Genomic DNA, 24,673 nt, shown 5'->3' on the forward strand with positions numbered 1-24,673 from the left:
GACTGGAACACGCGTTGACACGCCGTGCCTCACGGCCGGCCCCCCTTGGTGAACCTCCCCGTACCCCGTACGTCCCGCACGCTCGCTCACCAGACGCGGGCGCGCCCTGGGCGTGGTGCCGGCTCTCGGCGCGTTGCTGGCGTCGGGTGCGACAACGACCCTCGCCGCTCCGGCAGTTGCGGCGACGGGGGACGTCAAGTGCCCGTCCACGGACTGCGTCCGGTTCGCGCCCGCGGCCGGGCTCCCCGGTCGCCATCGCCCCCGACAACGTCGGCGCGGTGTATCTGGCGCACTCGGGAGGCGATCCGCTCACATCGTCGGGATCAACGATCACAGAAGGGTGCCCGGCGGGTCTTCTCCCGGCCGGGCACCCTTCCGCGTGGCCTCAGGACGTCGGAACGCCTGCCTGTGCGGCGAGGCGGTCCGGGTCGGTGGTGAGCCAGCCGTAGTCGATGCTGTTCCAGAACCCGCACTGGTGTCGGTCGGCGTACACCTTGGACTTGAGGGCCTGGCTGTCGTCACCGGGCAGCAGGGACATGTACTTGCCGCTGCCGTACGAGGGCCAGGCCGCCAGTCCCGAGGTCGTGGGGTTCGCGTGCTTCACGAACGCGCCCCAGTGGCCCACCATCGCCGTGGACAGCTGCCGTTGCTCCGGAGTCTGCGACTTCGAGGTCTCCATGGGCCACAGGTAGCCGAGCTCGCTCGCGTGCGGCGCGCCGGAGTCGAAGCCGGGCGGAGTCGTCGCGAGGGCGGGCGGGTGCGGGGCGTCGAACTGGTAGAAGTACGTCCTCGGTTGGCGAGCCGCGAACTGCGCCGTGAGGTTCTGGTACTCGCAGCCGCCCAGCCCGTAGAAGACGCTGCTGGCGTCCCACAGCGTGCTGATGGCGTACGTGCCGGCGTAAGGGCGGTCATAGGCGCTGTAGGGGTAGTGCGCGAGTACGGCGTCCGCCGTCCGTGGGCCGAACTCCAGCCTGACCGCCCGCTCGTACTGCTCCCTGGTCGCTTGCGCGAACGGCAGTGCCCATTGGCGTACTTCGTCGCGGGTGCTTCCGATGAGGAGGGGAACGTCGTGGATCCGGCCGGTCCGTACGGCGACGCTCGGCGGGAGCGGCAGCTCGGGAACTCCGGACACGGGGAGGATGCCGGTGAGGATGCCGCCGGTGAACCCGCTGCCGGCGCCCAGCAGTTCGCTCGTCGGCTTGGCCCGCAGGCAGGACACGACGGTCGTCGCCGGGTCGGAACACCCGGCGGCCGCGGCGTAGTCCCGGCCCTTGGTGAGGGCCTGGGCGGTCGTGTGGCTCGGGCAGCCGCCGCTCTGGATGATCGAGCCGGCGAACAGGCCGCGGGCCGGCGGCGAGGCCAGCAGCGCGCAGACGGAGTGGCCGCCGGCTGACTCGCCCGCGATGGTCACGCGGCCCGCGTCCCCGCCGAAGGCGCGGATGTTGCGCTGAGTCCAGCGCAGCGCCGCCTGTTGGTCGAGCAAGCCGTAGTTGCCCGCGCCCTGCCGGCTCAGCCCGGGCAGGTCGAGGAATCCGAACACGCCCAGCCGGTAGTTGATCGTGACGACCACGACGTTCTCGGTCTTCGCGATCCGCGAGCCGTCGTAGAGGTCACCCGAACCGCCGGCGAAGCCCCCGCTGTGGATCCAGAACAGCACCGGCAGCGGGCGGTTCGTCCGCCGTTCGGGGGTGTAGACGTTGAGATAGAGGCAGTCCTCGCTCATGCCCGGTGCCGGTGCCGTTGCCGGTGCCGTTGCCGGTGGCCGACTGCGGGCAGCGCGAGCCGTAGGAGGTCGCCGACCGTACGCCCGGCCAGGCGGCAGCGGGCACGGGCGGCTGCCAGCGTCCGACACCGGTCGGCGGGGCGGCGTACGGGATGCCGAGGAACCGGTACACCCGTCCGCCGCGGCTCCCGCGACGGCGCCCCTGCCGGTGGGGACCGTCAGGGAGGGAGGGGCCGCGGACGCGGGCACGGCCGATACGACGCTCAACAGGGCGAGCAGGCTCACCAAGGCCGCAAGCCCTCGTAGGACGACGGAGCGCACGGAACAACCTCCCGAGAGGCGGGAACGAGCGGGAAGGCCACATACTCCGTTTCCCCCGGCGGACGGACAACGCGACTGTTCCGCTCAACAGACCGGCCGCTTCACACCCGGTCCCGCTTCGGGCTTCGTCGGCGGGCCAGCCCGAGGGGGAGGGCGAGTGCGGGGGGCCTGCGCAGGAGGTACGGGAGCATCGAACGTTCGGGCTTGGCGTGGCGCATCGCGCTCCGCGGGCCGTCGCGCAGGATGGCAGTGTCCCGTTCGTGGATCCAGAGGTCGGCGCCGGCTTCCTGGAGGGTGTGGGTCAACGCCGTGTGGTCGGGGTGGCCGTGGGTGAGGAGTACGGCACGGACGTCGGACAGGGAGCGGCCGAGGCCGGACAGCAGCGTGCGCAGCTGCTTCAGATTGGCGGGTGTTCCCGCGTCGACCAGGACCAGACCGTCGGGGAGTTGGGCCCCAAGCTCCGGCTCCACGCCGCGTAGGCGCGCGGTATCCATGAACGGGTCGCCGAGCTGTTCGCCCTGCTGACCCAGGCCGGGCCGGACGTCGGAGGGGTCCCTGGAGATCGCCGAGCGCGAGCGGCTGACCGGCGTCACCGCCTTCGTCACGCACCTGGACGAGACCGGCGAGCTCGGCCCGGAGGCGGATCCGGCCCACCTGGCGGACGCCGTCTGGGCGCTGGCCGACCCCCAGCTGTACACCCAGCTCACTGCGGGGCGGGGCTGGTCGGCCGACACGTACGAGACATGGCTGGCCGACATGCTGACGGCCACGCTCGTGGCGCCATGGAAGGTGTGCCGACCTGGTCCCGACCTGGTGCACGAAGGAGACGTGCACCAGGTTCAGCCGTCACCCGGACGGCGATGCCGCGCAGGTCAGAAAGGCGTCACCGCCACGAACGAGCTGTCCTGGCGGAACAGGTCCGTGCCGTCCGACGGGTCGACGCGGAGTTGGTAGTTGTAGTGGCGCAGGTAGTAGCCGGGGTAGTTGTACGACTCCAGGCGTACGGAACTGCCCGCGCGGGCGATGAAGGTGGCGTCCCTGGCGAACGTCGACGAGCCGTCGTTCGCGTCGAAGCGGCCCCGGAAGTCCCAGTGCCGCAGGTAGTTGCCCGCCGCGTTGCGGAACGAGTAGCCGTTCGCGTCGGCGAGGCCCGCCACGATCGTGAACGTGGACGCCTGCTTCTCCGCGGTCGTGCTGGAACTGGTCAGCACGGGCAGGTTGAGCAGGGCGGACTGCTCCTGCCAGTAGCGGGTGGTGAAGTTCCCCGACTGGAGGTAGCGGGTGACGCCCGTGGGCAGGGTCACGCCGCCGGACACCGTCTCCTTGAGCACCGTGAAGTGGCGTGCCGTCCCCGAGATGCCCGGCAGCTTCTTCGGCGCGCTCCAGGTGGCGAAGGTGTCGTAGCTGTCGCTGTAGTAGTAACTGCCGTCGCCGTATCCGTCGAAGAAGATCCGCCACGCGCCGTTGTCGAGCTGTATCAGCGCGGCGCCCTCCCGGGTGCCGCCCCAGCCCGCCCAGTTCCCGGTCCTGCTGATCGTGTACGGGCCGGCGAGCGCTGTGCTCGTGGCGTACTCGATGTACTTGGACGTCTCGTTCTTCGTGAAGGCGTGGTACGTCGAGCCGATCTTCACGATGAACGTGTCGATGTGGTTGGCGCCGATGCCGGACAGCGCCACCGGTGAACTCCAGCCGGTGAGCGCGGAGTTGGTGGCCTTGAGCAGATACGGAGTGAAGATCCACTCGTCGCTGGTCACCGAGCAGGACACGAGGATGTTCACGCTGCCGTCGCTGTCGACGAACCACTCCGGCGCCCAGGCGCGCGACAGGTTCGCGATCGGCACGGTGTAGTCGTACAGGAAGGTCCAGTTGCTGCGGTCCGAGCTGCGGGCGAAGCCGATCGTGGTGCTGGTGTCCTGCCAGGTGTGCGTGGTGTAGGTGATGTAGTAGTAGCCGTCGGTGTGCTTGAAGACGCTGGCGTCGCGGATGCGGCCCGCGGGTGGCGTGTACGCGGACGCCTTGACGAGCCGGAAGTCCGTTGCGTCGTCGGACTGGTAGACGTTCACCGTTCCGTCGTTGCTGTTGAGGAACGGCACGATGGTGTAGCGGGTGGCCGATCCGCGGGGCGGCGCGGCCGCGGAGGCCGTGCTGAGCAGACCGGGCAGCCCGCCCACGACGAGCGCCGAGACCGGCAGGGCGGCCATCGCCCGCAACAGGCTCCGGCGGGAGGGTGCGAAGGCGCGGGAGGCGCCGGTCGCGTCCGGGGCGGTGACGGGTCTGTAGGAGTTGTCTGGCGTGATCATGTGCGGCTCTCCTCGTTCGGACTGCGCTGGTGCTGCTGGATGTGCCGGTCCCGTGGCCCCGGGGTCGTCCGTCCCGGGGTCCACGGGGTGGTTCAGAAGCGGGCTCCGACGGCCGTGCCGTCCCTCGGGACGAGCAGGTCGCGGGCGGGCGGCAGGGAGCCGTCGGACGAACGCGGTCCTGCGATGGCGCCCGTGTCCGTGCTCGCGACCGACCACTCGCCCCAAGTGCCGCCCAGATCCCAGGAGTTGCCCATGGACGTGGTGCCGGCGCCGAGTGCCGCGGGCCGTGCGTCCGCGACGGACAGGTTGGCGGTGAGGACCGCCTTTCCGCCCGAACCGTCGGCGTCGAAGCCCGTGCCCGTGTTGCGGAACGTGGTGGTGCGGCTGAGGGCGAGCGCTCCCGGGTTGCCGTTGTCGGTGACTCCGTGTGCCGCGTTCCGGTACGCGAGCGAGTTGCGCAGGGTGTGGGCCACCGCCGGTGCCGGGCTCCCGCCGCCCAGCTTGAGGCCGTTGCCGTCGCCCGCGAAGTCCGGGAAGTTCCAGCGGTTGAAGCCGTTGCCGTACGCGATCGTGTTCTCGACGACGATCGGGGAGGTGAACTTCCAGGCGTCGTAACCGTCGTCGACGTTGTTCCACAGCCTCGCGCCCCGCACGACGTTGCCGCTCCCGCTGCCCTCCTTGATGGCCAGCCCGTCCGCGCTCTCGCCGTTCTTGCGCGGGTCGCGGTTGCCGTAACTGTCCAGGTTCAGGATCTGGTTGCCCGCGGAGGCGCCCTGGAGATGGAAGCCGGACTCGTAGTTGTCGTGGGTGGTGAGACGGGAGAACACGTTGTTGCTGCAGCCGTCGCAGTAGTAGCCGTACGGCCCGTTGACGATCTCCAGACCGGAGACCTTCCAGTAGGAGGCTTCCTGGTGGACGGCCCCACGCTCCGCGCGCGGGATGCTGCCGCCGACCGGTGTGTGGCTGGCCGGCAGTTGCTCGCCGTCGATGACGACGCGCTCGCCCGGGTGGGCGCCGAGGGAGATCGGCTGCGACGCCGTGCCCGAGGTGGTGATCGTGATGTTGTCGGTCAAGGCGTAAGTGCCGCCCCGTACGAGGATGGTGTCGCCCGGCTTCGCCCTGTCGACGGCCGTCTGGACGGTCCGCAGAGGTTGGCCGAGGGTGCCGGCGGCGGAGTCGTTCCCGTTGACGGCCACGACGATGGTCGACGCCGCGGCTGCCGGGGTCGGTAGCACCGTCGTCGCCAACACGGCACTCAACGCTGTCCCTGTGAGCATGCCCGCGATGCGCACGAGGCCTCCTTGTCTGCCGATCCGAAGCTTGTCGCGGGTCAGTGGTCGCACACATCAGGTTGGTTGCCGGGGTGTGCGTGCCCGCCACGAGCGGATCGATATACCGAACGTGGTTCGGTAAACCGGTCAGAACGTAGAGTGCGGCCGTGACCACGTCAATAACTTCGACACGCTCAGCCTCTTCTGGGTCCGCGCTCCGGTGCGAAGGCGGGTTTGCCGTGGCGATGCCCGGCTACCCGAACCGCGTGTCACTAACAGAGCAACAGGAACTCGTTCGTTTCCTCGAGGACCGGTTCGCCTGTGCGCAGGCATGTACCGAGTGCGCACGGGTCTGCGCCCTGCGCGCGAGCCTCGCCGAACTCGACGGCCCCGACGACCAACAGGAGTTGCGGCGCAAGGGCATCCTGTGCGCGGAGGTCTGCGACGCGACCTGCCGGGCCCTGGCCGAGCAGGTCACACAGGCCGAGGCCGGGATGCGCGCCCAGGTGGAGTGGTGCCGTGCCGTCTGCCTGGAGACCGCCCAGGTCTTCGACCGGAGCCCCGGCGCCGAGAAGGGCGCCGAGGCCTGCCGCGACTGCGCGCGCGCCTGCACGGAGTTCCTCGCCCTGCTGAGGTGAGGTTCTGTGCGGCGAGTGCCGTGTGGTGAGTACCGCGCGGAGGTCCGGTGTTGTCCGGTCGGGGTGGGGTGGCCCGACGCCGTGTCCCGAGGTGCGCCACGCCCGGAGGTGCCGGGTCCCGAAGGGCCGTTCGGGACCCGGCAGCCTCACTCTCCGAGGGCCCTCCCGACTCGTACATTCCAGCGCCCGGCCCGCCCGCTGAACTCCGTCGCGGCCAACGGCGGCACGTCGACGCGCCAGAACGCCGACTCCGGCGCCCCGAGTGCCCGCACCACCCCGGCCCGTACGATCTCCGGCTCGACGACGGCGATGATCCGGACCGAGCCTGGTCCTGAACCTCCGGCCGAGCCTGAGCCAGACCCGGAAGCCCCGGTCCCCGAAGCCCCGGAACTCGGATCCGCCACCGTCTCCAGCCACTTCGCCACGCGCTCGCACAGCCCGGCCACCGACTCGCCGCCGTGCGGTGCGGACGACGGGTCCGCCAGCCAGCGTCCGACGGCCTCCGGTTCGGCGGCGCTCACCTCGGCGAGGGTCGCCCCGCGCCAGCGGCCCACGTCCAGGCCGGCCAGTTCCGGCGGCTCGGTGACGGCGAGGGCGTCGAGCCCGAGGGCCGTCGCCGTCTCCCGGCAGCGAACGGCGGGCGAGACCAGGACCTGGTCGGCGGCCGGCAGCGCGTTCGCGGCCGCCTCGGCGAGCCGCAGCCCGGCCGGGTCGACGGGGCATCCGTCGTCGAAACGTGCCTCCCGCAACGCCGCGCTCATCGCTGGTGAGATCAACATCACTCGGCTGGTCATCGGCCCGCCCTCGCGTTCCCCACGTGCTCAACACCCCTGTTCGTACCGGGAATTGGGGGCGTGACCAGGGCCCCGGCGCGCCCCCGGCATTCCATGCGCCCTTGGCCGCGCCTCCGCTTCGCGGTACCTTCTCGTCGATATTGACGACGGTACGACGGAAGCCGGTGAGAATCCGGCACGGTCGCGCCACTGTAAGCCCCGTACAACCGCCTTCCATCAGGAGAGGCGGAGGTCGAGCAAGTCAGACCCGTGGCCGTCGTCCTGTGCACCACCGAGATGGGACGCGAGTTCCCCCAGGAGGTCCTGCCATGGCGCAGTCCGCCGTCGCTCAGCCGACCGCAACCACCCCCGACGTACCCGCAAAGCTGCCGATCGGCGCGATCGCTCCCTGGGCGGTCTTCCTCGGCATCCTGATGCTGGTGCTGCTCTACTTCGTCGGCGCCGAACAGGGCGCCACCTCCCTGGTCTCGGGCGAAGGCGTGCACGAGTGGGTGCACGACGCCCGCCACCTGCTCGGCTTCCCCTGCCACTGACGGCGACAAAGAACCGACAGGACAACTCGATGAACTCCGTCACCGTCAGAAATCTCCTGGTGCGCGGCATGCTCGCGGGTCTTGCCGCGGGCGTGCTCGCCCTGGTCGTCGCCTACTTCCTCGGTGAACCTCGTGTGGACGAGGCCATCGCGTTCGAGGAAGCCCATGCCCACGAACACGGCGGCGAGGAACCCGTCACCCGTGCCATGCAGTCCACCGGTGGACTGTCCACCGGCGTCCTCGTCTACGGGGTCGCGTTCGGCGGCATCGCCGCACTCGCGTACTGCTTCGCTCTCGGCAGGATCGGCCGCTTCGGGCCGCGCGCGAGCGCGCTGCTGCTGGCGGGCGCCGGTCTGGTCGCGGTCTACCTGGTGCCGTTCCTCAAGTACCCGGCGAACCCGCCCGCCGTCGGCGACCCCGACACCCTCAACCAGCGCACCGCGCTGTTCCTCCTGATGATCGTGCTCAGCGTGCTGCTGGCCGTCGCCGCGGTGATCCTCGGCAAGCGCCTCGCACCGCGCCTGGGCAACTGGAACGCCACCCTCGCGGCGGGTGGGTTCTTCGTCCTGGCCGTCGGCCTGGCGTACGCGTTCCTGCCGTCCTTCAGCGAGGCGCCGGAGGGCTTCCCCGCCACCCTGCTGTGGCAGTACCGACTGGCGACCCTGGCCATCCAGGTGACCCTGTGGACCGCGTACGGGCTGGTCTTCGGGCTGCTCGCGGAGCGCGTACTGGCTCCCAAACCGGCCGCGGCTGAGGGCGAGAAGGCGGCCGAAGGGCGGGCAACTCCGGTCGCGCACTGATCCGTTCACACCGAAGGGCCCCTGGAGCGCATTCCCGGGGCCCTTTCGCATGAGTGCGTGCGTCTGGCAGGCGCGTACGTCCAGGTGTGTACGACTAGGCGCGTACGTCGTCGGCATTCCTTATTTCTGGAACACGTTCTACGGTGTGCGCCGTCAGGTCCGGGTGGCCGAACGAGTGGGCCAGTGGGAGCCAGGAGGCGCCGTGCATCTCGAATACACGCCGGAGCAGCAGCGGTTGCGCACCGAACTGCGAGCCTACTTCGCCGAGTTGGTCCCCGATGACGTGTACGCCCGCTACGGCGACCCTGCGGCGCAGAAGCGCTTCTACCGCGAGACCATCCGTCGGCTCGGCTCCGACGGGTGGCTCGGTGTGGGCTGGCCGAAGGAGTACGGCGGGCGCGGTCTGACCCCGATGGAACAGTTCATCTTCTTCGACGAGGCCGCCCAGGCCGGCGTACCGCTGCCGTTGATGGCGCTCAACACGGTCGGGCCGACGATCATGCAGTTCGGTACCGACGAGCAGAAGGGGTACTTCCTGCCGAAGATCCTCTCCGGCGAGCTCGACTTCGCGATCGGCTACAGCGAGCCCGACGCGGGCACGGACCTGGCCGCCCTGAAGACCAGGGCGGTCAGGGAGGGCGACGAGGACACCGGCCACTACACGGTCGACGGCCAGAAGATCTGGACGACCAACGGCGACACCGCCGACTGGGTCTGGCTCGCCGTCCGCACGGACCCCGACGCCCCGCCGCACAAGGGCATCACCATGCTCCTCGTGCCGACCTCCGACCCCGGCTACTCCTGCACGATCATCAACACCCTCGCCTCGCACGACACCACCGCGAGCTACTACGAGAACATCCGCGTCCCCGCGTCCCGCCGGGTCGGCCAGGAGAACAAGGGCTGGCGGCTGATCACCAACCAGCTCAACCACGAGCGGGTCACCCTCGCCGCACACGGCACCATGGCCATCCGAGCCCTGCACGACGTACAGCGCTGGGCCATGGAGACCAAACTCGCCGACGGCCGCCGTGTCGTCGACCTCCCCTGGGTACGCCGCCGCCTCGCCCAGACCCACACGAAGCTCGACGCGATGAAACTCCTCAACTGGCAGATGGTGAACGCCGTCCAGGAGGGCACGCTCACCCCGCAGGACGCCTCCGCCGTCAAGGTGTACGGCTCCGAGGCCCGCCGGGACGCGTACGCCTGGCTCATGGAGGTCGTCGCCGTGGCCGGTGTCCTCAAGGAGGGCTCAGCGGGCGCGGTGCTCCACGGCGAACTGGAACGCGGCTACCGCTCCGCCGTGATCTTCACCTTTGGCGGCGGCAACAACGAGATCCAGCGCGAAATCATCTCGTGGATCGGTCTGGGCATGCCGAGGGTACGGCGCTAGCCCGAGCTGACGAGGAACTCTGATCAGCGCCGCGGCGAGAGGGTCGGCACCGGTGGCCAAGACGTCGGCAGGCTGGGCCGTCGCCCCGAGTGCGGCCCAGGTTGCCGTGCTGATCACACCGACGGAGCATCTGCCGGACCAGGATCGTCGACGTCGGGGTCGGGGTCGGGGCCGGCTTCGGGGGCGGAAGGCAGGCTGACGATCGTCTGGAGTCCGCCGTCGGGGCCTGCCCCCAAGTGGAGCGTTCCGTGGTGGAGTTGGGCCTGCTGTTCGACGAGGGCGAGGCCGAGACCGGAGCCGGGGGAGTTGGTGCGTGACCCGCGGGTGAAGCGCTCCTTCATGGCCTGGCGTTGGTCGGGCGGCATGCCGGGACCGTCGTCGCTGACGGCGATCCGGATCGTGGTGCCGTGGAGGGAGAGCCTGATGTCGACGTCTCCGTCGGTGCGGCCGTGCAGAGCGGCGTTGTCCAGGAGGTTGTCGACGGCGGGGCGGAGTCCGGGCTGCCATCCCTGGATCGTCACCGGGGCGGCGGGTTCGAGGCGGTAGGTGACTGCGGGGTGCCGTCGGGTGGCATGCCGGACGGCTTCGGCCAGCAGTGCGGTCAGGTCGACCGGGGTGCGGCCGGGAAGGGCATGGGCGTCGCCGCGGGCCAGGGCTGCAGGCCGGTGAGCAGAGTGGTGATGCGGCGATGCTCGGTACGCATGGCTTCCAGGGCCCGGGTGCGCCGGTCTTTGGAGAGGTCCGGGTTGCGCTGCAGGGTTTCCAGGCTCATCCCGAGAGTGGTGGTGGGGGGGAGTGCGCAGTTCGTGTCCCGCGTCGCCGTCGCGGGCCACCCGCCGGACGCGGCAGGCGGGGCTTCACGGCGGCCGACCCGTTCGGCGCCCTGGCGATCCTGTCCGTGGTCGCGGTCGTCGCCCTGTGGGTGATGAACCAGGGCGGCCCGCTCGGCCTCACCACCGCCGACCGGGCGATGGACTCCCTCGGCCTGCTCACCGGACTACTGGCCTCCGACCTCATGATCCTGCAGGTCGTTCTGCTCGCCCGGATCCCCTGGGTCGAACGCTCCTGGGGCCACGACCTGCTCACCCGCCGGCACCGCTGGATCGGCTTCGCCTCGTTCCGGCTGATGCTCGCCCACGTCGTACTGTTCGCCGTCGAACGCGCTGTGCGTGAACCCGACGCGATACTCGATGCGCTGGTGCGGGTGTTCATCACCGACTCGTGGATGTTGTTCGCCACCGCTACGGCGAAGTCCAGCACGCCGTGTTCGCCGACGAGCTCCGGGCGATCGCCGCCCGCCGCGGAGTAGAGCTGATCTTCCTGCCGGGACCGCCCCGCGTCGACACCTCCTGCCAGGCCGCGGGCCCCGCCCGCCTCGATGACCACGCCCGAGTCCTCAAGAACCTCGTACCTGACATCGCCCGGTGCGACATCTACGTCTGCGGCCCGCCCGCCTGGAGGGGACGGCGGCAACCACGCCGAGCACGGCTCCACCGCCCCGGCCGATCCCGCCCAGGCCAAGCCCGTCGACGACACACCGGGCGACGGCGAACACGTCGGCAAGCCCGGCGAGAGCAAGTAGGAAGCAGACGCAGCCGATTCCGCATGCGCGACGGTCATCGCCCGGGCGGGCGTTGCGGGTTCACTCGTTCCCGTACTCAGGAATCCGCGAACCCGCGCGCCTCCGCCCGGGCGGCCTCCCGTGGGGGACGTCAGCCCGTCCGGCGGGTGACCAGCCACACACAGGCGAGGCTGATCAGTGTCACCCCCGTGAGGTAGAGGCTGATGGGGACGGTCGATTCCCAGCTCGTGTAGAGACCTGTCGCCACGGTCGGGGCCAGGCCGCCGCCCAGGATCGATCCGAGCTGGTAGCCGAGTGAGGCCCCGCTGTAGCGCACTTCGGCCTTGAAGAGTTCGGAGAACAGCGCCGCGATGGGCCCGTAGACGACGCCCATGAACACCGCCGTTATCAGGAGTGCGATCAGGATCAGAGCCGAGTCGGCGGTGTTGATCATGGGGAACAGCAGGAGCGTGGAGACGACGAGACCCGTGGAGCCGACCATGAGCACCTTGCGTCGGCCGTGCCGGTCCGACAGGGCGGAGGCCCAGGGGATGACCGCGAGCCACACCATGGACGCGATCAGTGTGAAGATCGGCATCCGTTGCCCGGAGTCCGACGCGCGGTGGCCGTCCCCTGAGGCGTCCTGATCCTGGCCAAGTACGTGCGCCGCCCTGCCGTGGTGGAGAATGTCTCGGCGTGACCCGGGACACGCAACGCCCGCTGCGCGCGGACGCCGAACGAAACCGCAGGCTGATCATGGAGACGGCCGACCGGATGTTCGCGCAGCGCGGCTCCGCCGTCACCCTCAACGAGATCGCGCGCGAGGCCGGGGTCGGAGTCGCCACGGTCTACCGGCGCTTCCCTGATCTGCAGGTGTTGATCGACGCCCTGTTCACCGAACGGTTCACCACATTCCTGCAGCTCGCGACAGAGGCCGAGCAGCAACCGGACCCGGGACGGGCTCTGCGCCACTACCTGCTCGCGGCTGCCCAGTGGCGGGCCCGCGACCGGGCCCTCGATGTCGTCCTCGCCCACGCGAGCATGGACGACAGGTCCATCGCGCAGATGCGCGACGACCTCGGCCGTCACGTGGACGGCCTGGTGGAAGGCGCGGTCGCAGCGGGCGCCGTCCGCGAGGACTTCGCCAGTCCCGACGTGTACGCCTTCCTCCACATGATCGGCGCTGTCGCCGACCGCACCGAGGACATCGCCCCCGAGGCCTGGCGCCGTTACGCCGAGGCTCTCCTGCTGGGCTTCGGCCTGCAGCAGGGCCCGGCGGCGCACACGTCCCCCATGACCGACGGCCAGATTCGCCGGACCTGGCCCGTGCCCTCCGCGCAGCCGCCGGGTGACGCCGGACAGGGGCAGGCATAGGGCCGAGCGCACCACATGCCGTACGAAAGCCGACTCGGTGCGCGCCGAACCGGGGCCGTGGCCGCCGGCGTCGCTGAGGCGCGCCCGCGTCCGCTGCATCACCTTGCCGGCGGGCAGCCGCGCTACGCGGACTCCCTGAGCACCAGATCCGTCGGCAGGATGAGGGGAGTCGGCTCCTCGCCGCCCAGTACGCGTACCAGCATGCGGGTCATCTCTCGGCCGAGGGCCACGATGGGCTGGTGGATCGTGGTGAGGGCCGGCTGGGTGTGCCGGGCGGTGAGGATGTCGTTGAACCCGACGACCGCGACGTCCTCGGGCACGGTACGGCCGCGCTCGCGCAGGACGCGCAGAGCGCCGGCCGCCATGGCGTCCGAGGCGACGAACACCGCGTCCAGGTCCGGGTGTTCGTCCAGGAGACGGGCGGTCGCCGCCGCGCCGCCCGCCTCGCTGAAGTCGGCGTGGGCCACGCGGTGGTCCTTGAGGCCGGCCAGAGCGACCGCCTCCCGGAAGCCCAGGTAGCGGGAGACACCGGCGTGCATGTCCTGCGGGCCGGTGACGGTACCGATGGCGCGGCGACCCGTCGAGATCAGGTACTCCACGGCCTGGCGGGCCCCGCCCCGGTTGTCGGCGTCCACGTACCAGCGCGGGGCCCGGTCCAGGGGGCGGCCTCCGTGCACGACGGGGACGCCCCCCGCCTCGGCCACCTTCGCCAGCGGATCGTTCTCGCGCAGGGCCAGCAGCATGACGCCGTCCGCGCCCCGGGACTGGAGGATGCGGGTGAGCCGGGCCCTGCCCCGCTCGGAGGCGGCCAGGACCAGCAGCAGTTCGAGGTCCGTCTCCTCGATGACCGCGTTCACACCGGTGATCACCTCGGCGAAGAAGAGGTTGGCGAACAGGGCGGGATCGTCGCTGGAGATCGCCAGCACCACCGCGCCGCGGCGCTGCGAGGCGAGCGAACGGGCCGCCACGTTGGGCACATAGCCCAGTTCCGCCACGGCACTCTCCACCGCCTGCCGCGCCTTCTTGCTGACGTGCTGGCGGTTGTTGATCACCCGCGAGACGGTTCCGACGGACACCCCGGCGCGCAGCGCCACCTCGTCGAGTGTCGGTGGCCGTCTGGTCATGTGGGGCGGCTCCAGTTCGTATGGACGGGGTGGGCAGTAGCAGCACTGTAAGCGCTAACGGCTTCACAGGCCGCCGCGCCGGATGACCTCGGCGTACCAGCGGGCGCTGTCCTTGGGCGTGCGCTGCTGGGTCGCGTAGTCGACGTGCACGATGCCGAAGCGTGGCCCGTAGCCGAAGGACCACTCGAAGTTGTCGAGGAGCGACCAGACGAAGTAGCCCTTGAGCGGCACACCGTGGCCGATCGCCTGTGCGCAGGAGCTGAGATGGCGGTCCAGGTAGGCAACGCGGTCCGTGTCGTGCACGCCGTCGTGCTCCAGCACGTCGTCGAAGGACGCACCGTTCTCCGTGATGTACAGCGGTACGGCCGGGTAGTCGTCCTTGAGCCGCAGGAGGAGCTCCAGGAGTCCCCTCTCGTCGATCTCCCAGCCCATCGCGGTCCTCGGTCGGCCACCGTCGGCGACACGGACCAACGGCGAGCCCACATAGGCGGATTGGGTCGGTGTCGAACTGCCGGCGACCAGCATCGGCGCGTAGTAGTTGACGCCGAGGTGGTCCGGCGGGGCCCCGATCCGCTTCAGATCGCCGTCGTGGATGTGCCCGAAGCCGGTGACCTCGCGGAGGTCGTCGAGTACGTCCTCGGGGTAGGCGGCGCGCAGCAGCGGGTCGAGGAAGAGCCGGTTCTGCATGCCGTCGATGCGGCGGGCAGCGTCCAGGTCGGCGGGCTCGGTGCTGAGCGGGGTGACGTGGGTGAGGTTGAGGGTGATACCGACGTGCGAGTCATCGCCCCGTATCGCCTCCGCCGCCAGGCCGTGGCCGAGCAGCAGGTGGTGGGCGGCGCGTACGGCGGCCGCGGGTTCGCGGCGGCCGGGGGCGTGGCGGCCCGTTGCGTAGCCGAGGAACGCCGAGCACCAGGGTTCGTTGAGGGTGGTCCAGTGAGTGATGCGGTCGCCCAGCGCCTCATGGACGAGGGAGGCGTACTCGGCGAACCGCTCGGCGGTGTCCCGGACCGGCCAGCCGCCGCGGTCCTCCAAGGGCTGGGGCAGGTCCCAGTGGTAGAGGGTGGGCCAGGGCTGGATGCCCTGGTCGAGGAGTGTGTCCGTGAGACGGCGGTAGAAGTCGAGGCCGCGCTGGTCGACCGGCCCGGAGCCGGTGGGCTGGATCCGGGGCCAGGCGAGGGAGAAGCGGTAGGCGCGCAGGCCGAGTCCGGCCATCAGCGCCACGTCCCCGGGGAAGCGGTGGTAGTGGTCGGCCGCGACGGCTCCGGTGTCACCGCCCTGGATGGCGCCGGGAGTTGCCACGAAGGTGTCCCAGATGGACGGACCCCGGCCGTCCTCTGCGACCGCGCCCTCGATCTGGTAGCTCGACGTGGCGGCACCCCACAGGAAGCCGGGATCGAACATGCTCACTGAGTTGAACCTCCGCCGGTGGGATTCCCGAGAGCGCTAACAATCGGAAGGCTCTCGTCCTTGACTCGTCCATCAACGTTGAGCTGGGTTGACGCCGCAGCTCGGCCGGTCTCTGCGTGATGCTTCTGGGATGAAAACTGGAAGCGCTTACGGTCGCAGACTAGAAGTGGGGCGTTCAATCTGTGAAGTGTTCGGACGCAGAAAAGACTGATGTGTGTGAAGGCTTGACAGTCACGATTCCCCCGCCGAACATCTGGCACTGACGCCGCACCGAGCCGGGAACCCTGCCACCGAGAAGGGCCCGGCAATGTCCCACAGAGCCAGATGGGGTGCAGTCTTCCTCGCACCCGTCCTGACCGTCGCCCTGGCCGCGACACCCGCGCACACCGCGCAATCGGAAGCGGAACCGGCCTACGAACGGGTGCTCAACGGCACGTTCGACACCGTCAAGAGCCCCTGGTGGAGCAGCGCCAACTCGCCGTCCGCCGTCAGTCTGGGCCGCCTGTGCGCCGACGTCCCCGCGGGGACCGTCAACCCATGGGACTCGATGATCGGCCAGAACGACATCCCACTGGAGGCGGGTCAGCCTTACACGCTGCGCTTCACCGCCTCCGCCACCCGGGACGTCTCCCTCCGTGCCGTGCTGCAACTGCCCGCCGCTCCGGCCACCCTGAACAAGACCGCCACCGTCACCACCACGCCCAAGTCCTTCCAGTTCACCGGCACGTCAACGACCGCCGGCCTGCACGCCCAGCTGCAGTTCCAACAGGGCGGCGCCACCCAGCCGTTCACCCTGTGTCTCGACGACGTCTCCCTCACCGGAGGCGCGATACCCCCTGGCGGCGGGCGTGACTTCGGCTCCCCGGTGCGCACGAACCAGTACGGCTACGCCGTCCACGGCCCCAAGAGGGCGTCCATCGTCGACGCCTCGGCGGCGCCCGTGACATGGCGCCTCCTCGACTCCTCGGGCGTCGTCGTCAAGAACGGAGTCACCCGCGTCAGGGGCACGGACACCGCGTCCGGCGACCATGTCCACATCGCCGACTTCACCTCGGTGCGCAAGGCCGGTACGGGATACACACTCGCGGTCGGCACGGCCACCAGCTATCCGTTCGCCATCGCGGACAACCCCTACAAGGTCCTGCGCGAGGACGCACTCGACTACTTCTACGCCGTCCGCAGCGGCACGCCCATCGAGGCCCGGTACGCCGGCGACGCCTACGCCCGGCCCGCCGGACACCTCGGCGTGGCACCCAACAAGGGCGACACGGACGTGCCCTGCCTGCCCGGCACGTGCGACTACTCACTGGACGTCCAGGGCGGCTGGTACGACGCCGGTGACCAGGGCAAGTACGTCGTCAACGGCGCCCTTGCCGCCTGGCAGTTGATGGATTCCTACGAGCGCTCACGCGGCCAGGGCGACACGGCCGGGCTGCGCGACGGACTGCTGAGCATCCCCGAGAACGACAACGACGTCCCGGACGTGCTCGACGAGTCCCGCTGGGAGACGGAGTTCGTGCTGAGGATGCAGGTGCCCGCGGATGAACCGCTGGCCGGCATGGTCCACCACAAGATCCACGACCTGGCCTGGACCGCCCTGCCCACCCAGCCCGACAAGGACTCCCAACCTCGTTACCTGCACCCGCCGTCCACGGCCGCCACCCTCAACCTCGCCGCCGCGGGCGCCCAGTGCGCCCGGGTGTGGGCCCGCTACGACGCGTCCTTCGCACGCAGGTGCCTGACCGCGGCCGAGACCGCCTGGAAGGCCGCACTCGCCCGTCCCGACGTGTACGCCCCGAGCAGCAGCAGTGTCGGCGGGGGAGCGTACGCCGACACGGACGTGACCGACGAGTTCTCGTGGGCCGCCACCGAGCTGTACGCCACCACGCACGACCGTGCCTACCTGTCCCGCATCGACACGAAGATCACCTCGGCCGGTTTCTCCTGGCGGGACACCGGCGCGCTGGCCGACCTCACCGTTGTCCGGCTGCCGAGCCGATTCCCCGGCGCGATGGTCGCCGCCGCCCGCAAGCGGGTCCTGGCCGTCGCGGACGGATTCGTACGGGACCAGCGGTCGCAGGGCTACCCGAATCCCAGCCTGCCCGCCGACGGCGTCTACGTCTGGGGCTCCAACAGCGTCACCGCGAACAACGCCCTGGTCATCGCGACCGCCCACGACATCACCCACCGGAGCGTCTACCGCGGTGCCGTGCTGGAGTCGCTGGACTACCTCCTCGGCCGCAACGCCCTGAACCAGTCCTTCGTCACCGGATACGGCACGCAGGCCAGCCACAACCAGCACAACCGGATCTGGGCCAACCAGATCGACCCCAAGCTGCCGAGCCCGCCGCCCGGTTCACTGGCCGGCGGCCCCGACTCCGCCCTTCAGGACCCGGTCGCGCAACAGAACCTGGTCGGCTGCGCCCCCGCCACCTGCTACATCGACGACATCTACTCGTACTCGACCAACGAGATAGCCATCAACTGGAACTCCGCACTCGCCTGGGTGGCGGCCTTCACCGCCGACTCCGCGCGCTGACCGAAGGGATTCACCGTGCGCTGGAACACCCTGCTCAGAACCACCTCGCTCCGAACTGCCCTGATCTGTCTGCTCGTTGTGCCGCTCCCGCTCCTGGCGGCCGGTCCGGCGGCCGCCGCCAGTCCGATCTCCCTGACCAGTGGCTTCTACTCCAACCCCGACTCCGGCCCGGCGGTCTGGGTCCGGAACAACCCCTCCGACGCGCGGGCCGGACGTATCCAGTCGGCCATCGCGTCCCAGGCGATCGCCCGCTGGTTCACCGGTGGTGAGAGCGGAGGGGTCGGGCCGGCCGTGGCCAACTACGTCGGCGCCGCCGACAGCCACGACAGGCTGCCGGTCCTCGTCGCATACAACATCCCGCTCCGGGACGCGTGCGGCGGACACTCGTCCGGTGGCGCGGGCAGCGTGGCCGAGTACCGCACCTGGATCTCCACCTTCGCGGCCGCGGTGGGCGACCGCCCCGCCGTGGTCGTCATCGAGCCGGACGCCCTGTCGGACTTCAGCTGCCTGACCAGCGCGCAGATCAGCGACCGTCTGGCGATGCTGGCGTACGCCACCCAGATGTTCCAGCAGAAGGCGCCCAACACCTGGGCCTATCTGGACGCCGGACACACCAACTGGGTCGCCCCGGCGACCATGGCGAGCCGGCTGAACTCCGCGGGTGTGCGGAACATTCGCGGCTACTCCCTCAACGTCTCGAACTTCTACTCCACCGGGTCCTCGGAGACCTACGGCAACTCGATCAACTCGTCGCTGGGCGGCGGCTCCCACTTCGTCGTGGACACCAGCCGCAACGGCAACGGCTCCAACGGTGAGTGGTGCAACCCGGCAGGGCGCAAGCTCGGTGTCACCCCGCGGGTGGGCGGGGGCGAGGACCTGCTGCTGTGGGTCAAGACACCGGGCAACTCCGACGGGGCGTGCGGCATCGCGCCGACGGTCCCCGCCGGACAGTTCAGCCCCGCGATCGCCGTCCGGCTCATTGACGGCACCTGATCGCGGCTCAGGGCGCCTGATTCCGGCTACGGCACCTGGTCCCGGTGTGGGGCGCGGGTCCCTGACACCCGCGCCCCACGTCGTACTCGCTCGTCAGCGCGGCGACTCCAGGCGGACAGTGTCCTTGGTGCCGTCGGGCCAGGTGACGGAGGCGAGGGCGGTGCCGTCGCCGTCGTGGGAGACCTCCAGATGTACGCCCTCGGCCGCGGCCGGTCCCTCGACCACTCCGGAGAGGCAGACCAACGCGGCGTACACCGCGCCCGGCCGGACCTCCGCCGTCGTGGCGAGCCAGGGTGTCGCCGAGTGCGGGCCGAGAGCATTGGCGTCCCGTGCGGTGGCGATGCCCGTCTCGTCGAAACCGCGCAGTGCGACCACCGTGCTGAACAGGCCGTCCGCCCGGCGCACCCAGGCAGCAGGCCCGGTCTCTTCGTGTGTGAACGGCGGCTCGGCGGCGGCCAGACAGTAGCCGCCGAGCCGTAGCCGCAGCGGCTCCTGAACCAGGCCGTCGACCCGGGTCAGCCGCACCTCCAGCGGCCCGTTCAGCACGGACGCCGTCGTGATCCACGGCCCCGTACGGAAACGGGGTGCGGGGTCGTGGGCGTACGGGGCGGGTACGGGGCCGAGCGGCCAGTGGGCGAGGTGGCGGGAGACGGCGGTGCGCACACCGAGGTGCAGCCGGGTCAGCGGGCGGCGGTGGGAAGGGCGGCCTTCGGCGTCGAGCAGCGCGATGTGCGAGTCGAGCGGGTCGTTGAGGCTCGCCTCCGTGCTGTCGGGGGCGGCGTGGGAGGCGTAGGCGAGGCGGCTGTAGACCGGGTCGTCCGCCTCGGGGGCGACGCCGTCGCCGAAGGCGTGGTCGCTGCCGTGGTTGACCACGCGTACGACCCCGTCCACCGCGGTGGCCGAGACGAGCCACCCCGGGGCGGTCAGCGTCCGCCGGACATCCCCGGTCTCGATCGGCAGCGCCTCCTCCTTCTCCGCCCACACCGGATGCTCGGCGGGCAGCACCAGCCCGGCGAACCCCTTGCTCGACCAGTACGGCGAACCGGGTCCGGAGTACGGCTGCCGGATCGCCGTGAACTCCCCGTGCCAGCCGAGCGGTTGGAGCCCGCGTCCGTCGAAGCAGCCGGCCTCGGTGAAGTGCCGCAGTACACCGCTCGCGAGGCGGCGGGTGCGGCCCGCCGGCAGGGGAGAGGCGTCGAAGACGGCGCCCACCCACAGCGGGCAGAGCGTCGCGTAGCGGTACGTGAGTGAGCGGCCCTGGTACAGCGGGGCGCCGTCGGCCGCCACGAGGTGCTGGGCGTCGTCGAGGTAGCGGCGCAGCCGGGCGCGGTAGCGGGTGAGCAGGGCGGGATCGGCGTCGGCGCCGGAGATCCGGCAGTACCAGAGCGGGTAGTACTGCATGGCCCAGCCCGAGTAGTGGTCGAAGTGCCGCAACGGGCCGTCTGTGCCGTTCCCGTCGGAATACCAGCCGTCGCCCGCGTACCAGTCCTCCGTCCGTGCGATCGCGTGGTCGATGTCGGGTGCGCTCCACGGGGCGCCGACCGAGCGCAGGAACGCCGATGTGATCGCCCTGAACCAGACCCAGTTGTTGTCCGAGACGTCGCTGCCGAGCAGGTCCGTCATCCAGGCGACGATCCGCTGCCGTACGCCGTCGTCCAGCCGGTCCCAGATCCAGCGCCGGGTCTCGTGCAGCGCGATCGCCACCGACGCGCATTCCACCTTGGCCTGTCCGCACTCGCGCATGCTCGGCCAGTGGTCCGGAGAGTCCGGATCGGTGCCGGCGGCCAGGCCCTCGGCGTACCACGCGGCATGGCCGCCCGGGTCGGTGTCGCCGGACTGGGCCAGGCGGAAACCGGCGAGCAGGAAGGTGCGGGCGAAGCCTTCGAGGCCGTCGCTGTGCCGGCCGGAACGGCCGGCGGGGCCGGGCAGGTGGATCAGCGCGTGCCGGTCGGTGGCGTACGGGCGGACGGCGGCCAGTTGCGCGTCGGCCAGCGCCTCCCAGTGCGTACGCGTCCAGCCGGTGTACGGGGAGAGGAGCCGGTCTTCAGGTATCAACTGTCCGCCTTTCCTGCGGTGTTGAGGCGGGCCGGGGGTGCCACCGACTGGCGTACGACGACATGCGAGCCGAGTACCACACGGCGGCTCTGCGGATCGGTGGGACGGCGGTGCAGGGCGAGACGGGTGGCGGAGCGGCCGAGTTCCTGCTGGGGGACGTGCACGGTGGTCAGCCGGGGGTAGAGGTCCTCGGCGAGCGGGATGTCGTCGAAGCCGATCACGGAGAGGTCGTCGGGGACCGAGCGGCCCAGGTCGCGGGCCGCGGCGATGGTGCCGGCGGCGCTCATGTCGTTGGCACAGAAGATCGCGGTGGCGTCGGTGCCGGTGAGCAGTCGGCAGGCCGCCTCGTATCCGGACTCGCGTGTCATGTCGCTCTCGGCGACGAGCGCCGGATCGGGCTTGATGCCGTGCGCGCGCAGCGCCCGTTCGTACCCTTCGAGGCGCTGGCCCGCCACGCTGAACTCGTGCGGGCCCGCCAGGTGGGCCACCCGGGTGTGGCCGGCGGAGATGAGGTGGCTGGTGGCGGCGAAGGCGCCGCTCTCCATGTCGCACTCCACCACGTCCACCGGTGCCTTCGCGCCGCCCCGCCACGTGCGGCCGCAGAGCACGAGGCGGGCTCCGGCGCGGTCCATCCCCTCGGCGGCGGCGGTGAGTTGGGCGAGATGCTCCTCGGTCTCGGCCATGCCGCCGACCAGGATGATCGCCTCCGCGCCCCGCTGGCGCATCAGGTTGATCACCGACAACTCGCGCTCCGGGACGCCCTGGGTGGAACAGACGAGGCAGACCCGGCCGTCGGCGACGGCCTGTTCCTCCACGCCGGAGGCGACGTTCATGAAGAACGGCGAGGTGATGTCGTTGACCACCATCGCCACCATCCCCGAAGCAGTGTTGAGGGAGCGGGCGTTGGCGTTGACCACGTAGTCGAGGTCCTGCACGGCCTGCATGACCCGCTCGTGCGTCGCAGGGGGAGCGGTGTACGCCCCGCTGAGGATCCGCGAGACGGTGGCGACGGACACTCCCGCGCGCGACGCCACGTCTCGAATCGTCGCCCGACCTGCGGAACCCCGACCTTGAGCCATGCTCTGCTTCTCCTTGCCCCGGTGAACAGCCGATGTGAGTAACACCGATGAAAAAGTTACACAACCAGCCGGGGTTTCTCTATGCCCAGGCAGAGGTCGGGTCCGCCAGGTCGGTGGGAGCATGTCGCAGTCGCCGGAATCGTCCCGCAAGCCTCGTCGAACCTCTTGACGGCCGTGAGACGCCCCCTTAACGTCCCGGTTACTGTAAACGGTTCAGTGAACGTTACACGCCGATCGGCATCCCTCTTCTCCGCCTCGGAGGAACACCAGATGACTTCGTCGAACGTCTCCAGACGCGGCCTCCTGCGCACCGCCGCACTCGGCGCCGGAACCATGGCACTGGGCGGCGGCCTGAGTGCATGCGGCTCCGGCTCCTCCTCGTCGGCGGACGCGCTCACCTACTGGGACTGGTACGTCACCCAGGCCCCCTGGGTCGACAAGGAGATAGAGCTCTTCGAGAAGGGCCACAGCGGCGTCAGCGTCAAGAAGACCACCCAACAGAACGCCAAATACGCGGACTTGGTCGCGCTCGCCAACCGCAGCGGCAACCCGCCGGACGTCTTCATGATCCCGCAGGTGCCCACCGTCGCCGAACAGGTCGCCAAGGGCTGGCTGATGCCGCTCGACGAGTGGGCCACTCCCAAGTGGCAGTCGCGCTTCCCCGAGGGCACCTTCCTGGAAGGTGCCAACGTCTTCGACGGCAAGGTCTATTCGGCCCCGCTGAAGGGCTCGGGCCCGCAGCTCCAGCTCTACATCCACCACGGGGTCTTCAAGTCCGTCGGACTGACGAACGGAGACGGCAGCGTCAAAATACCCAGGACCTGGGACGAGGTGACCAGCGCCGCCCGGACGATCACCAAGAAGAGCGGCGGCAAGTCGTACGGCTTCGGCTTCGGCAACGCCGACGGCATCGGCGTCCTCGCCTGGTGGCTGGACCTGTTCGTCCGCGGCGCCGGAGCCCCCGGAGGCGCCCTGACCGGTGCAGCCACCGGCATGGACTACCGCGTCGGCAAGTGGACTTACGGCACTGACCGGGCCTACGCCGACTTCCTGGAGCTGTTCGTCGAATGGAAGAAGCGCGGCTTCTTCCACCCCAACTCCGTCAGCCTCTCCGACGAGGCGGCCCGCGCGTTCTTCGAGCGCGGCAAGTTCGGTATGACCGTCGGCGGTGTCTGGAACCAACCCGAGTGGACCCAGCACAAGTTCACCGACTACAGCCTGGTCACGCTGCCCTCGCCCACCGCGACCCCGAAGGGGTACTACTACGCGGACCCGGTCGGCAACGGCGCCTTCGCCGCGGTCTCCGCCAAGAGCAAGAAGGCCCACGTGGCCTTCCAGTGGCTGGACGCGCTGACGTCCCCCGCCGCCGGGCGCCGCTGGGTGGAGGACCTCAACGGCGTCTCCGCCCACCCCGCCAACAACAACCCGGACGGCATCGACTCGAAGCCCTTCGCCGCCTTCGTCGGCATGACCGAGCAGGTGCTGTCCGGTCCGGTGCCCCTCGTACGCAACCCGGAGCTGGCCGGCGTCGCACCAGGCGCGCCCAAGCCGGACATCACCGATGTGGTCACCGGTATCTACACCGGCCAGATCAAGGACGTCCAGAGCGCGTTGAGCGGCCTGGCCGACAAGAAGTTCCAGATCCTCTCCGACGCGGTCGCCGTGGCGGCCAAGAAGGGCAAGAAGGTCAGCACGTCCGACTACGTCTTCGCGGACTGGGACCCCACCAAGCCCTACACCACGAAGAAGGCGTGAGCAGCCACGATGTCACTCCTCGAAACCCGCGAGCGTCGGCGAACGCCCCCGCCCGCACCACCGGTCGCCGCCCGGAACGGCCTCTGGCAGCGCATCCGCGCCGCGAAGTGGTCCTACGCCTACCTGGCCCCGATGGCCGTGCTGCTGCTGGCCTTCGTGATCTACCCGATCTTCGCCTCCTTCGGCTACACCTTCTACCGCTGGAACGGCATCGGCGCACCCGGCGACTACGTGGGCCTGGCCAACTTCCGGCAGATCCTGAACGACCGCATCTTCTGGGGCGCGGTTCAGCACACCTTCGTCTACGCGTTCGTGCTCGTCCCGGTACAACTGGTGATGGCGCTGGCGCTCGCGCTGGTACTGAACAACCCGAAGCTCAAGTTCGCGCTGTTCTTCCGGACCGTCTACTTCATTCCCGTCGTCACCTCGGCCGCGGTCGTCGGCGTGGTCATCCAGCTCATGCTCGCCAACTTCGGTGACTCGGCCGGTGGCCTGCTGGCCAAGACCGGGGTGACCAACGGTCACATCGACTGGCTCGGCGACCCGAACACCGCCCTGGCCGTGATCATCGCGATCGGTATCTGGCACACCCTCGGCTACAACCTCGTCTACTTCCTCGCCGGACTGCAGACCATCCCAGCGGAGCTGTACGAGGCGGCGAAGCTCGACGGCTGCGGTCCTGTCCAGTCCTTCTTCCGCATCACCGTCCCGATGCTGCGCCAAGTCGGCGTCGTCATCGTGGTGCTGGCCTTCATCGGCAGCTTCCAGGTCTTCGACCTGGTGCAGGTCCTCACCGGCGGCGGCCCGTACTTCGCCACCGAGGTCGTCAACACGTACATCTACCACCTGGCCTTCGGCGGCTCCCCGGGCTCCGCCGCCCAGCCCGACATCGGCCTGGCCTCCGCGGCCTCGTTCCTCTACGGACTGCTGCTCATCGTCTTCTCCGCGCTGCAGGTCCTCGCCCTGCGCCAGATCAGCCGCCGGCGCACGGCCGCCAATCAGTGAAGGGGTTT

22 protein-coding genes, 1 pseudogene and 1 riboswitch are annotated in these 24,673 nt (G+C 70.1%); of the genes and pseudogenes, 11 read left to right on the forward strand and 12 right to left on the reverse strand.

Annotation, left to right across the window (positions count from 1 at the left end):
• Positions 1 to 385: 385 nt before the first annotated feature.
• The 4 genes and pseudogenes from ACZ5VQ_RS31170 to ACZ5VQ_RS31185 form a co-directional block, all read right to left on the reverse strand.
• Positions 386 to 2,087 (reverse strand): annotated as a pseudogene (locus ACZ5VQ_RS31170) (carboxylesterase/lipase family protein).
• A gap of 58 nt (positions 2,088 to 2,145) precedes the next feature.
• A complete protein-coding gene (locus ACZ5VQ_RS31175; RefSeq protein WP_469107810.1) occupies positions 2,146 to 2,814 on the reverse strand; it encodes an MBL fold metallo-hydrolase in 669 nt (222 codons plus the stop codon).
• Between the two features lie 102 nt (positions 2,815 to 2,916).
• Positions 2,917 to 4,245, reverse strand: coding sequence for a glycoside hydrolase family 43 protein (locus ACZ5VQ_RS31180; protein WP_469108016.1), 1,329 nt, complete (start codon positions 4,243 to 4,245; stop codon positions 2,917 to 2,919).
• 191 nt (positions 4,246 to 4,436) lie between these two features.
• Complete coding sequence (locus ACZ5VQ_RS31185; RefSeq protein WP_469108017.1) at positions 4,437 to 5,621, reverse strand: right-handed parallel beta-helix repeat-containing protein; 1,185 nt, start codon at positions 5,619 to 5,621, stop codon at positions 4,437 to 4,439.
• Positions 5,622 to 5,860: 239 nt separating this feature from the next.
• Here ACZ5VQ_RS31185 and ACZ5VQ_RS31190 point away from each other — a divergent pair, with 239 nt between their 5' ends.
• The gene (locus ACZ5VQ_RS31190; RefSeq protein ID WP_362082590.1) at positions 5,861 to 6,253 is read left to right on the forward strand and encodes a four-helix bundle copper-binding protein; all 393 of its coding nucleotides are present in this window, start codon (positions 5,861 to 5,863) and stop codon (positions 6,251 to 6,253) included.
• A gap of 146 nt (positions 6,254 to 6,399) precedes the next feature.
• On the opposite strand, the gene ACZ5VQ_RS31195 is transcribed toward ACZ5VQ_RS31190, so the two are convergent.
• Positions 6,400 to 7,047 (reverse strand): histidine phosphatase family protein, encoded by a 648-nt coding sequence (locus ACZ5VQ_RS31195; protein WP_469107811.1) that lies wholly within the window; start codon positions 7,045 to 7,047, stop codon positions 6,400 to 6,402.
• Positions 7,048 to 7,177: 130 nt separating this feature from the next.
• Positions 7,178 to 7,319, forward strand: a riboswitch (cobalamin riboswitch).
• A gap of 36 nt (positions 7,320 to 7,355) precedes the next feature.
• Between ACZ5VQ_RS31195 and ACZ5VQ_RS31200 the strand changes: the two genes are divergently transcribed.
• The 3 genes from ACZ5VQ_RS31200 to ACZ5VQ_RS31210 all read left to right on the forward strand — a co-directional run bounded on the left by ACZ5VQ_RS31200 (position 7,356) and on the right by ACZ5VQ_RS31210 (position 9,773).
• The gene (locus tag ACZ5VQ_RS31200; RefSeq protein ID WP_362082546.1) at positions 7,356 to 7,580 is read left to right on the forward strand and encodes a CbtB domain-containing protein; all 225 of its coding nucleotides are present in this window, start codon (positions 7,356 to 7,358) and stop codon (positions 7,578 to 7,580) included.
• A gap of 29 nt (positions 7,581 to 7,609) precedes the next feature.
• Positions 7,610 to 8,380, forward strand: coding sequence for a CbtA family protein (locus ACZ5VQ_RS31205; protein ID WP_469107812.1), 771 nt, complete (start codon positions 7,610 to 7,612; stop codon positions 8,378 to 8,380).
• 202 nt (positions 8,381 to 8,582) lie between these two features.
• Positions 8,583 to 9,773, forward strand: a complete 1,191-nt coding sequence (locus ACZ5VQ_RS31210; RefSeq protein ID WP_469108018.1) for an acyl-CoA dehydrogenase family protein — start codon at positions 8,583 to 8,585, stop codon at positions 9,771 to 9,773.
• A gap of 113 nt (positions 9,774 to 9,886) precedes the next feature.
• Here ACZ5VQ_RS31210 and ACZ5VQ_RS31215 read toward each other — a convergent pair whose 3' ends face one another.
• Together ACZ5VQ_RS31215 and ACZ5VQ_RS31220 are read right to left on the reverse strand one after the other, a co-directional pair.
• Positions 9,887 to 10,294 carry a sensor histidine kinase gene (locus ACZ5VQ_RS31215; protein ID WP_469107813.1) on the reverse strand — a complete coding sequence of 136 codons (408 nt, stop codon included), beginning with the start codon at positions 10,292 to 10,294 and terminating at the stop codon, positions 9,887 to 9,889.
• Positions 10,295 to 10,374: 80 nt separating this feature from the next.
• On the reverse strand, positions 10,375 to 10,545 hold the full coding sequence (locus ACZ5VQ_RS31220; protein WP_469107814.1) for a hypothetical protein: 171 nt from the start codon (positions 10,543 to 10,545) through the stop codon (positions 10,375 to 10,377).
• A gap of 126 nt (positions 10,546 to 10,671) precedes the next feature.
• On the opposite strand from ACZ5VQ_RS31220, the gene ACZ5VQ_RS31225 reads away from it, so the two are divergent.
• Together ACZ5VQ_RS31225 and ACZ5VQ_RS31230 are read left to right on the forward strand one after the other, a co-directional pair.
• Positions 10,672 to 11,082, forward strand: coding sequence for a ferric reductase-like transmembrane domain-containing protein (locus tag ACZ5VQ_RS31225; RefSeq protein WP_469107815.1), 411 nt, complete (start codon positions 10,672 to 10,674; stop codon positions 11,080 to 11,082).
• Between the two features lie 69 nt (positions 11,083 to 11,151).
• Entirely contained in the window at positions 11,152 to 11,355 is a 204-nt protein-coding gene (locus ACZ5VQ_RS31230) for a hypothetical protein (RefSeq protein ID WP_469107816.1), read from the forward strand.
• Between the two features lie 130 nt (positions 11,356 to 11,485).
• Here ACZ5VQ_RS31230 and ACZ5VQ_RS31235 read toward each other — a convergent pair whose 3' ends face one another.
• Positions 11,486 to 11,932: an MFS transporter gene (locus tag ACZ5VQ_RS31235; protein WP_469107817.1), complete on the reverse strand. Its 447-nt coding sequence runs from the start codon at positions 11,930 to 11,932 to the stop codon at positions 11,486 to 11,488.
• Positions 11,933 to 12,030: 98 nt separating this feature from the next.
• On the opposite strand from ACZ5VQ_RS31235, the gene ACZ5VQ_RS31240 reads away from it, so the two are divergent.
• Entirely contained in the window at positions 12,031 to 12,708 is a 678-nt protein-coding gene (locus ACZ5VQ_RS31240; protein WP_469107818.1) for a TetR/AcrR family transcriptional regulator, read from the forward strand.
• Positions 12,709 to 12,830: 122 nt separating this feature from the next.
• On the opposite strand, the gene ACZ5VQ_RS31245 is transcribed toward ACZ5VQ_RS31240, so the two are convergent.
• Positions 12,831 to 13,832 (reverse strand): LacI family DNA-binding transcriptional regulator, encoded by a 1,002-nt coding sequence (locus ACZ5VQ_RS31245; RefSeq protein WP_469107819.1) that lies wholly within the window; start codon positions 13,830 to 13,832, stop codon positions 12,831 to 12,833.
• Positions 13,833 to 13,895: 63 nt separating this feature from the next.
• Positions 13,896 to 15,233, reverse strand: a complete 1,338-nt coding sequence (locus tag ACZ5VQ_RS31250; RefSeq protein WP_469108019.1) for a GH1 family beta-glucosidase — start codon at positions 15,231 to 15,233, stop codon at positions 13,896 to 13,898.
• A gap of 313 nt (positions 15,234 to 15,546) precedes the next feature.
• On the opposite strand from ACZ5VQ_RS31250, the gene ACZ5VQ_RS31255 reads away from it, so the two are divergent.
• A complete protein-coding gene (locus ACZ5VQ_RS31255; protein ID WP_469107820.1) occupies positions 15,547 to 17,778 on the forward strand; it encodes a glycoside hydrolase family 9 protein in 2,232 nt (743 codons plus the stop codon).
• Positions 17,779 to 17,793: 15 nt separating this feature from the next.
• Positions 17,794 to 18,771, forward strand: coding sequence for a glycoside hydrolase family 6 protein (locus tag ACZ5VQ_RS31260; protein WP_469107821.1), 978 nt, complete (start codon positions 17,794 to 17,796; stop codon positions 18,769 to 18,771).
• A 93-nt stretch (positions 18,772 to 18,864) separates the two neighbouring features.
• Here ACZ5VQ_RS31260 and ACZ5VQ_RS31265 read toward each other — a convergent pair whose 3' ends face one another.
• Together ACZ5VQ_RS31265 and ACZ5VQ_RS31270 are read right to left on the reverse strand one after the other, a co-directional pair.
• The gene (locus ACZ5VQ_RS31265) at positions 18,865 to 20,826 is read right to left on the reverse strand and encodes a DUF2264 domain-containing protein (RefSeq protein ID WP_469107822.1); all 1,962 of its coding nucleotides are present in this window, start codon (positions 20,824 to 20,826) and stop codon (positions 18,865 to 18,867) included.
• Positions 20,823 to 21,860 carry a LacI family DNA-binding transcriptional regulator gene (locus ACZ5VQ_RS31270; RefSeq protein ID WP_469107823.1) on the reverse strand — a complete coding sequence of 346 codons (1,038 nt, stop codon included), beginning with the start codon at positions 21,858 to 21,860 and terminating at the stop codon, positions 20,823 to 20,825. Before ACZ5VQ_RS31270 ends, ACZ5VQ_RS31265 begins: the two co-directional genes overlap by 4 nt.
• A gap of 315 nt (positions 21,861 to 22,175) precedes the next feature.
• Between ACZ5VQ_RS31270 and ACZ5VQ_RS31275 the strand changes: the two genes are divergently transcribed.
• Positions 22,176 to 23,660, forward strand: coding sequence for an ABC transporter substrate-binding protein (locus ACZ5VQ_RS31275; RefSeq protein WP_469107824.1), 1,485 nt, complete (start codon positions 22,176 to 22,178; stop codon positions 23,658 to 23,660).
• Between the two features lie 9 nt (positions 23,661 to 23,669).
• Positions 23,670 to 24,665, forward strand: a complete 996-nt coding sequence (locus tag ACZ5VQ_RS31280; RefSeq protein WP_469107825.1) for a carbohydrate ABC transporter permease — start codon at positions 23,670 to 23,672, stop codon at positions 24,663 to 24,665.
• Positions 24,666 to 24,673 lie beyond the last annotated feature (8 nt).

This window comes from Streptomyces sp. NPDC033178 (assembly GCF_055577685.1).

Coding starts and splice junctions, on each gene's coding strand:
- ACZ5VQ_RS31195 (WP_469107811.1), bottom strand. CDS start 7,047: ATGACCAGCCGAGTGATGTTGATCTCACCAGCGATGAGCGCGGCGTTG.
- ACZ5VQ_RS31250 (WP_469108019.1), bottom strand. CDS start 15,233: ATGTTCGATCCCGGCTTCCTGTGGGGTGCCGCCACGTCGAGCTACCAG.
- ACZ5VQ_RS31275 (WP_469107824.1), top strand. CDS start 22,176: ATGACTTCGTCGAACGTCTCCAGACGCGGCCTCCTGCGCACCGCCGCA.
- ACZ5VQ_RS31230 (WP_469107816.1), top strand. CDS start 11,152: ATGACCACGCCCGAGTCCTCAAGAACCTCGTACCTGACATCGCCCGGT.
- ACZ5VQ_RS31280 (WP_469107825.1), top strand. CDS start 23,670: ATGTCACTCCTCGAAACCCGCGAGCGTCGGCGAACGCCCCCGCCCGCA.
- ACZ5VQ_RS31180 (WP_469108016.1), bottom strand. CDS start 4,245: ATGGCCGCCCTGCCGGTCTCGGCGCTCGTCGTGGGCGGGCTGCCCGGT.
- ACZ5VQ_RS31235 (WP_469107817.1), bottom strand. CDS start 11,932: ATGCCGATCTTCACACTGATCGCGTCCATGGTGTGGCTCGCGGTCATC.
- ACZ5VQ_RS31220 (WP_469107814.1), bottom strand. CDS start 10,545: ATGAGCCTGGAAACCCTGCAGCGCAACCCGGACCTCTCCAAAGACCGG.
- ACZ5VQ_RS31255 (WP_469107820.1), top strand. CDS start 15,547: ATGTCCCACAGAGCCAGATGGGGTGCAGTCTTCCTCGCACCCGTCCTG.
- ACZ5VQ_RS31185 (WP_469108017.1), bottom strand. CDS start 5,621: ATGCTCACAGGGACAGCGTTGAGTGCCGTGTTGGCGACGACGGTGCTA.
- ACZ5VQ_RS31190 (WP_362082590.1), top strand. CDS start 5,861: ATGCCCGGCTACCCGAACCGCGTGTCACTAACAGAGCAACAGGAACTC.
- ACZ5VQ_RS31200 (WP_362082546.1), top strand. CDS start 7,356: ATGGCGCAGTCCGCCGTCGCTCAGCCGACCGCAACCACCCCCGACGTA.
- ACZ5VQ_RS31205 (WP_469107812.1), top strand. CDS start 7,610: ATGAACTCCGTCACCGTCAGAAATCTCCTGGTGCGCGGCATGCTCGCG.
- ACZ5VQ_RS31245 (WP_469107819.1), bottom strand. CDS start 13,832: ATGACCAGACGGCCACCGACACTCGACGAGGTGGCGCTGCGCGCCGGG.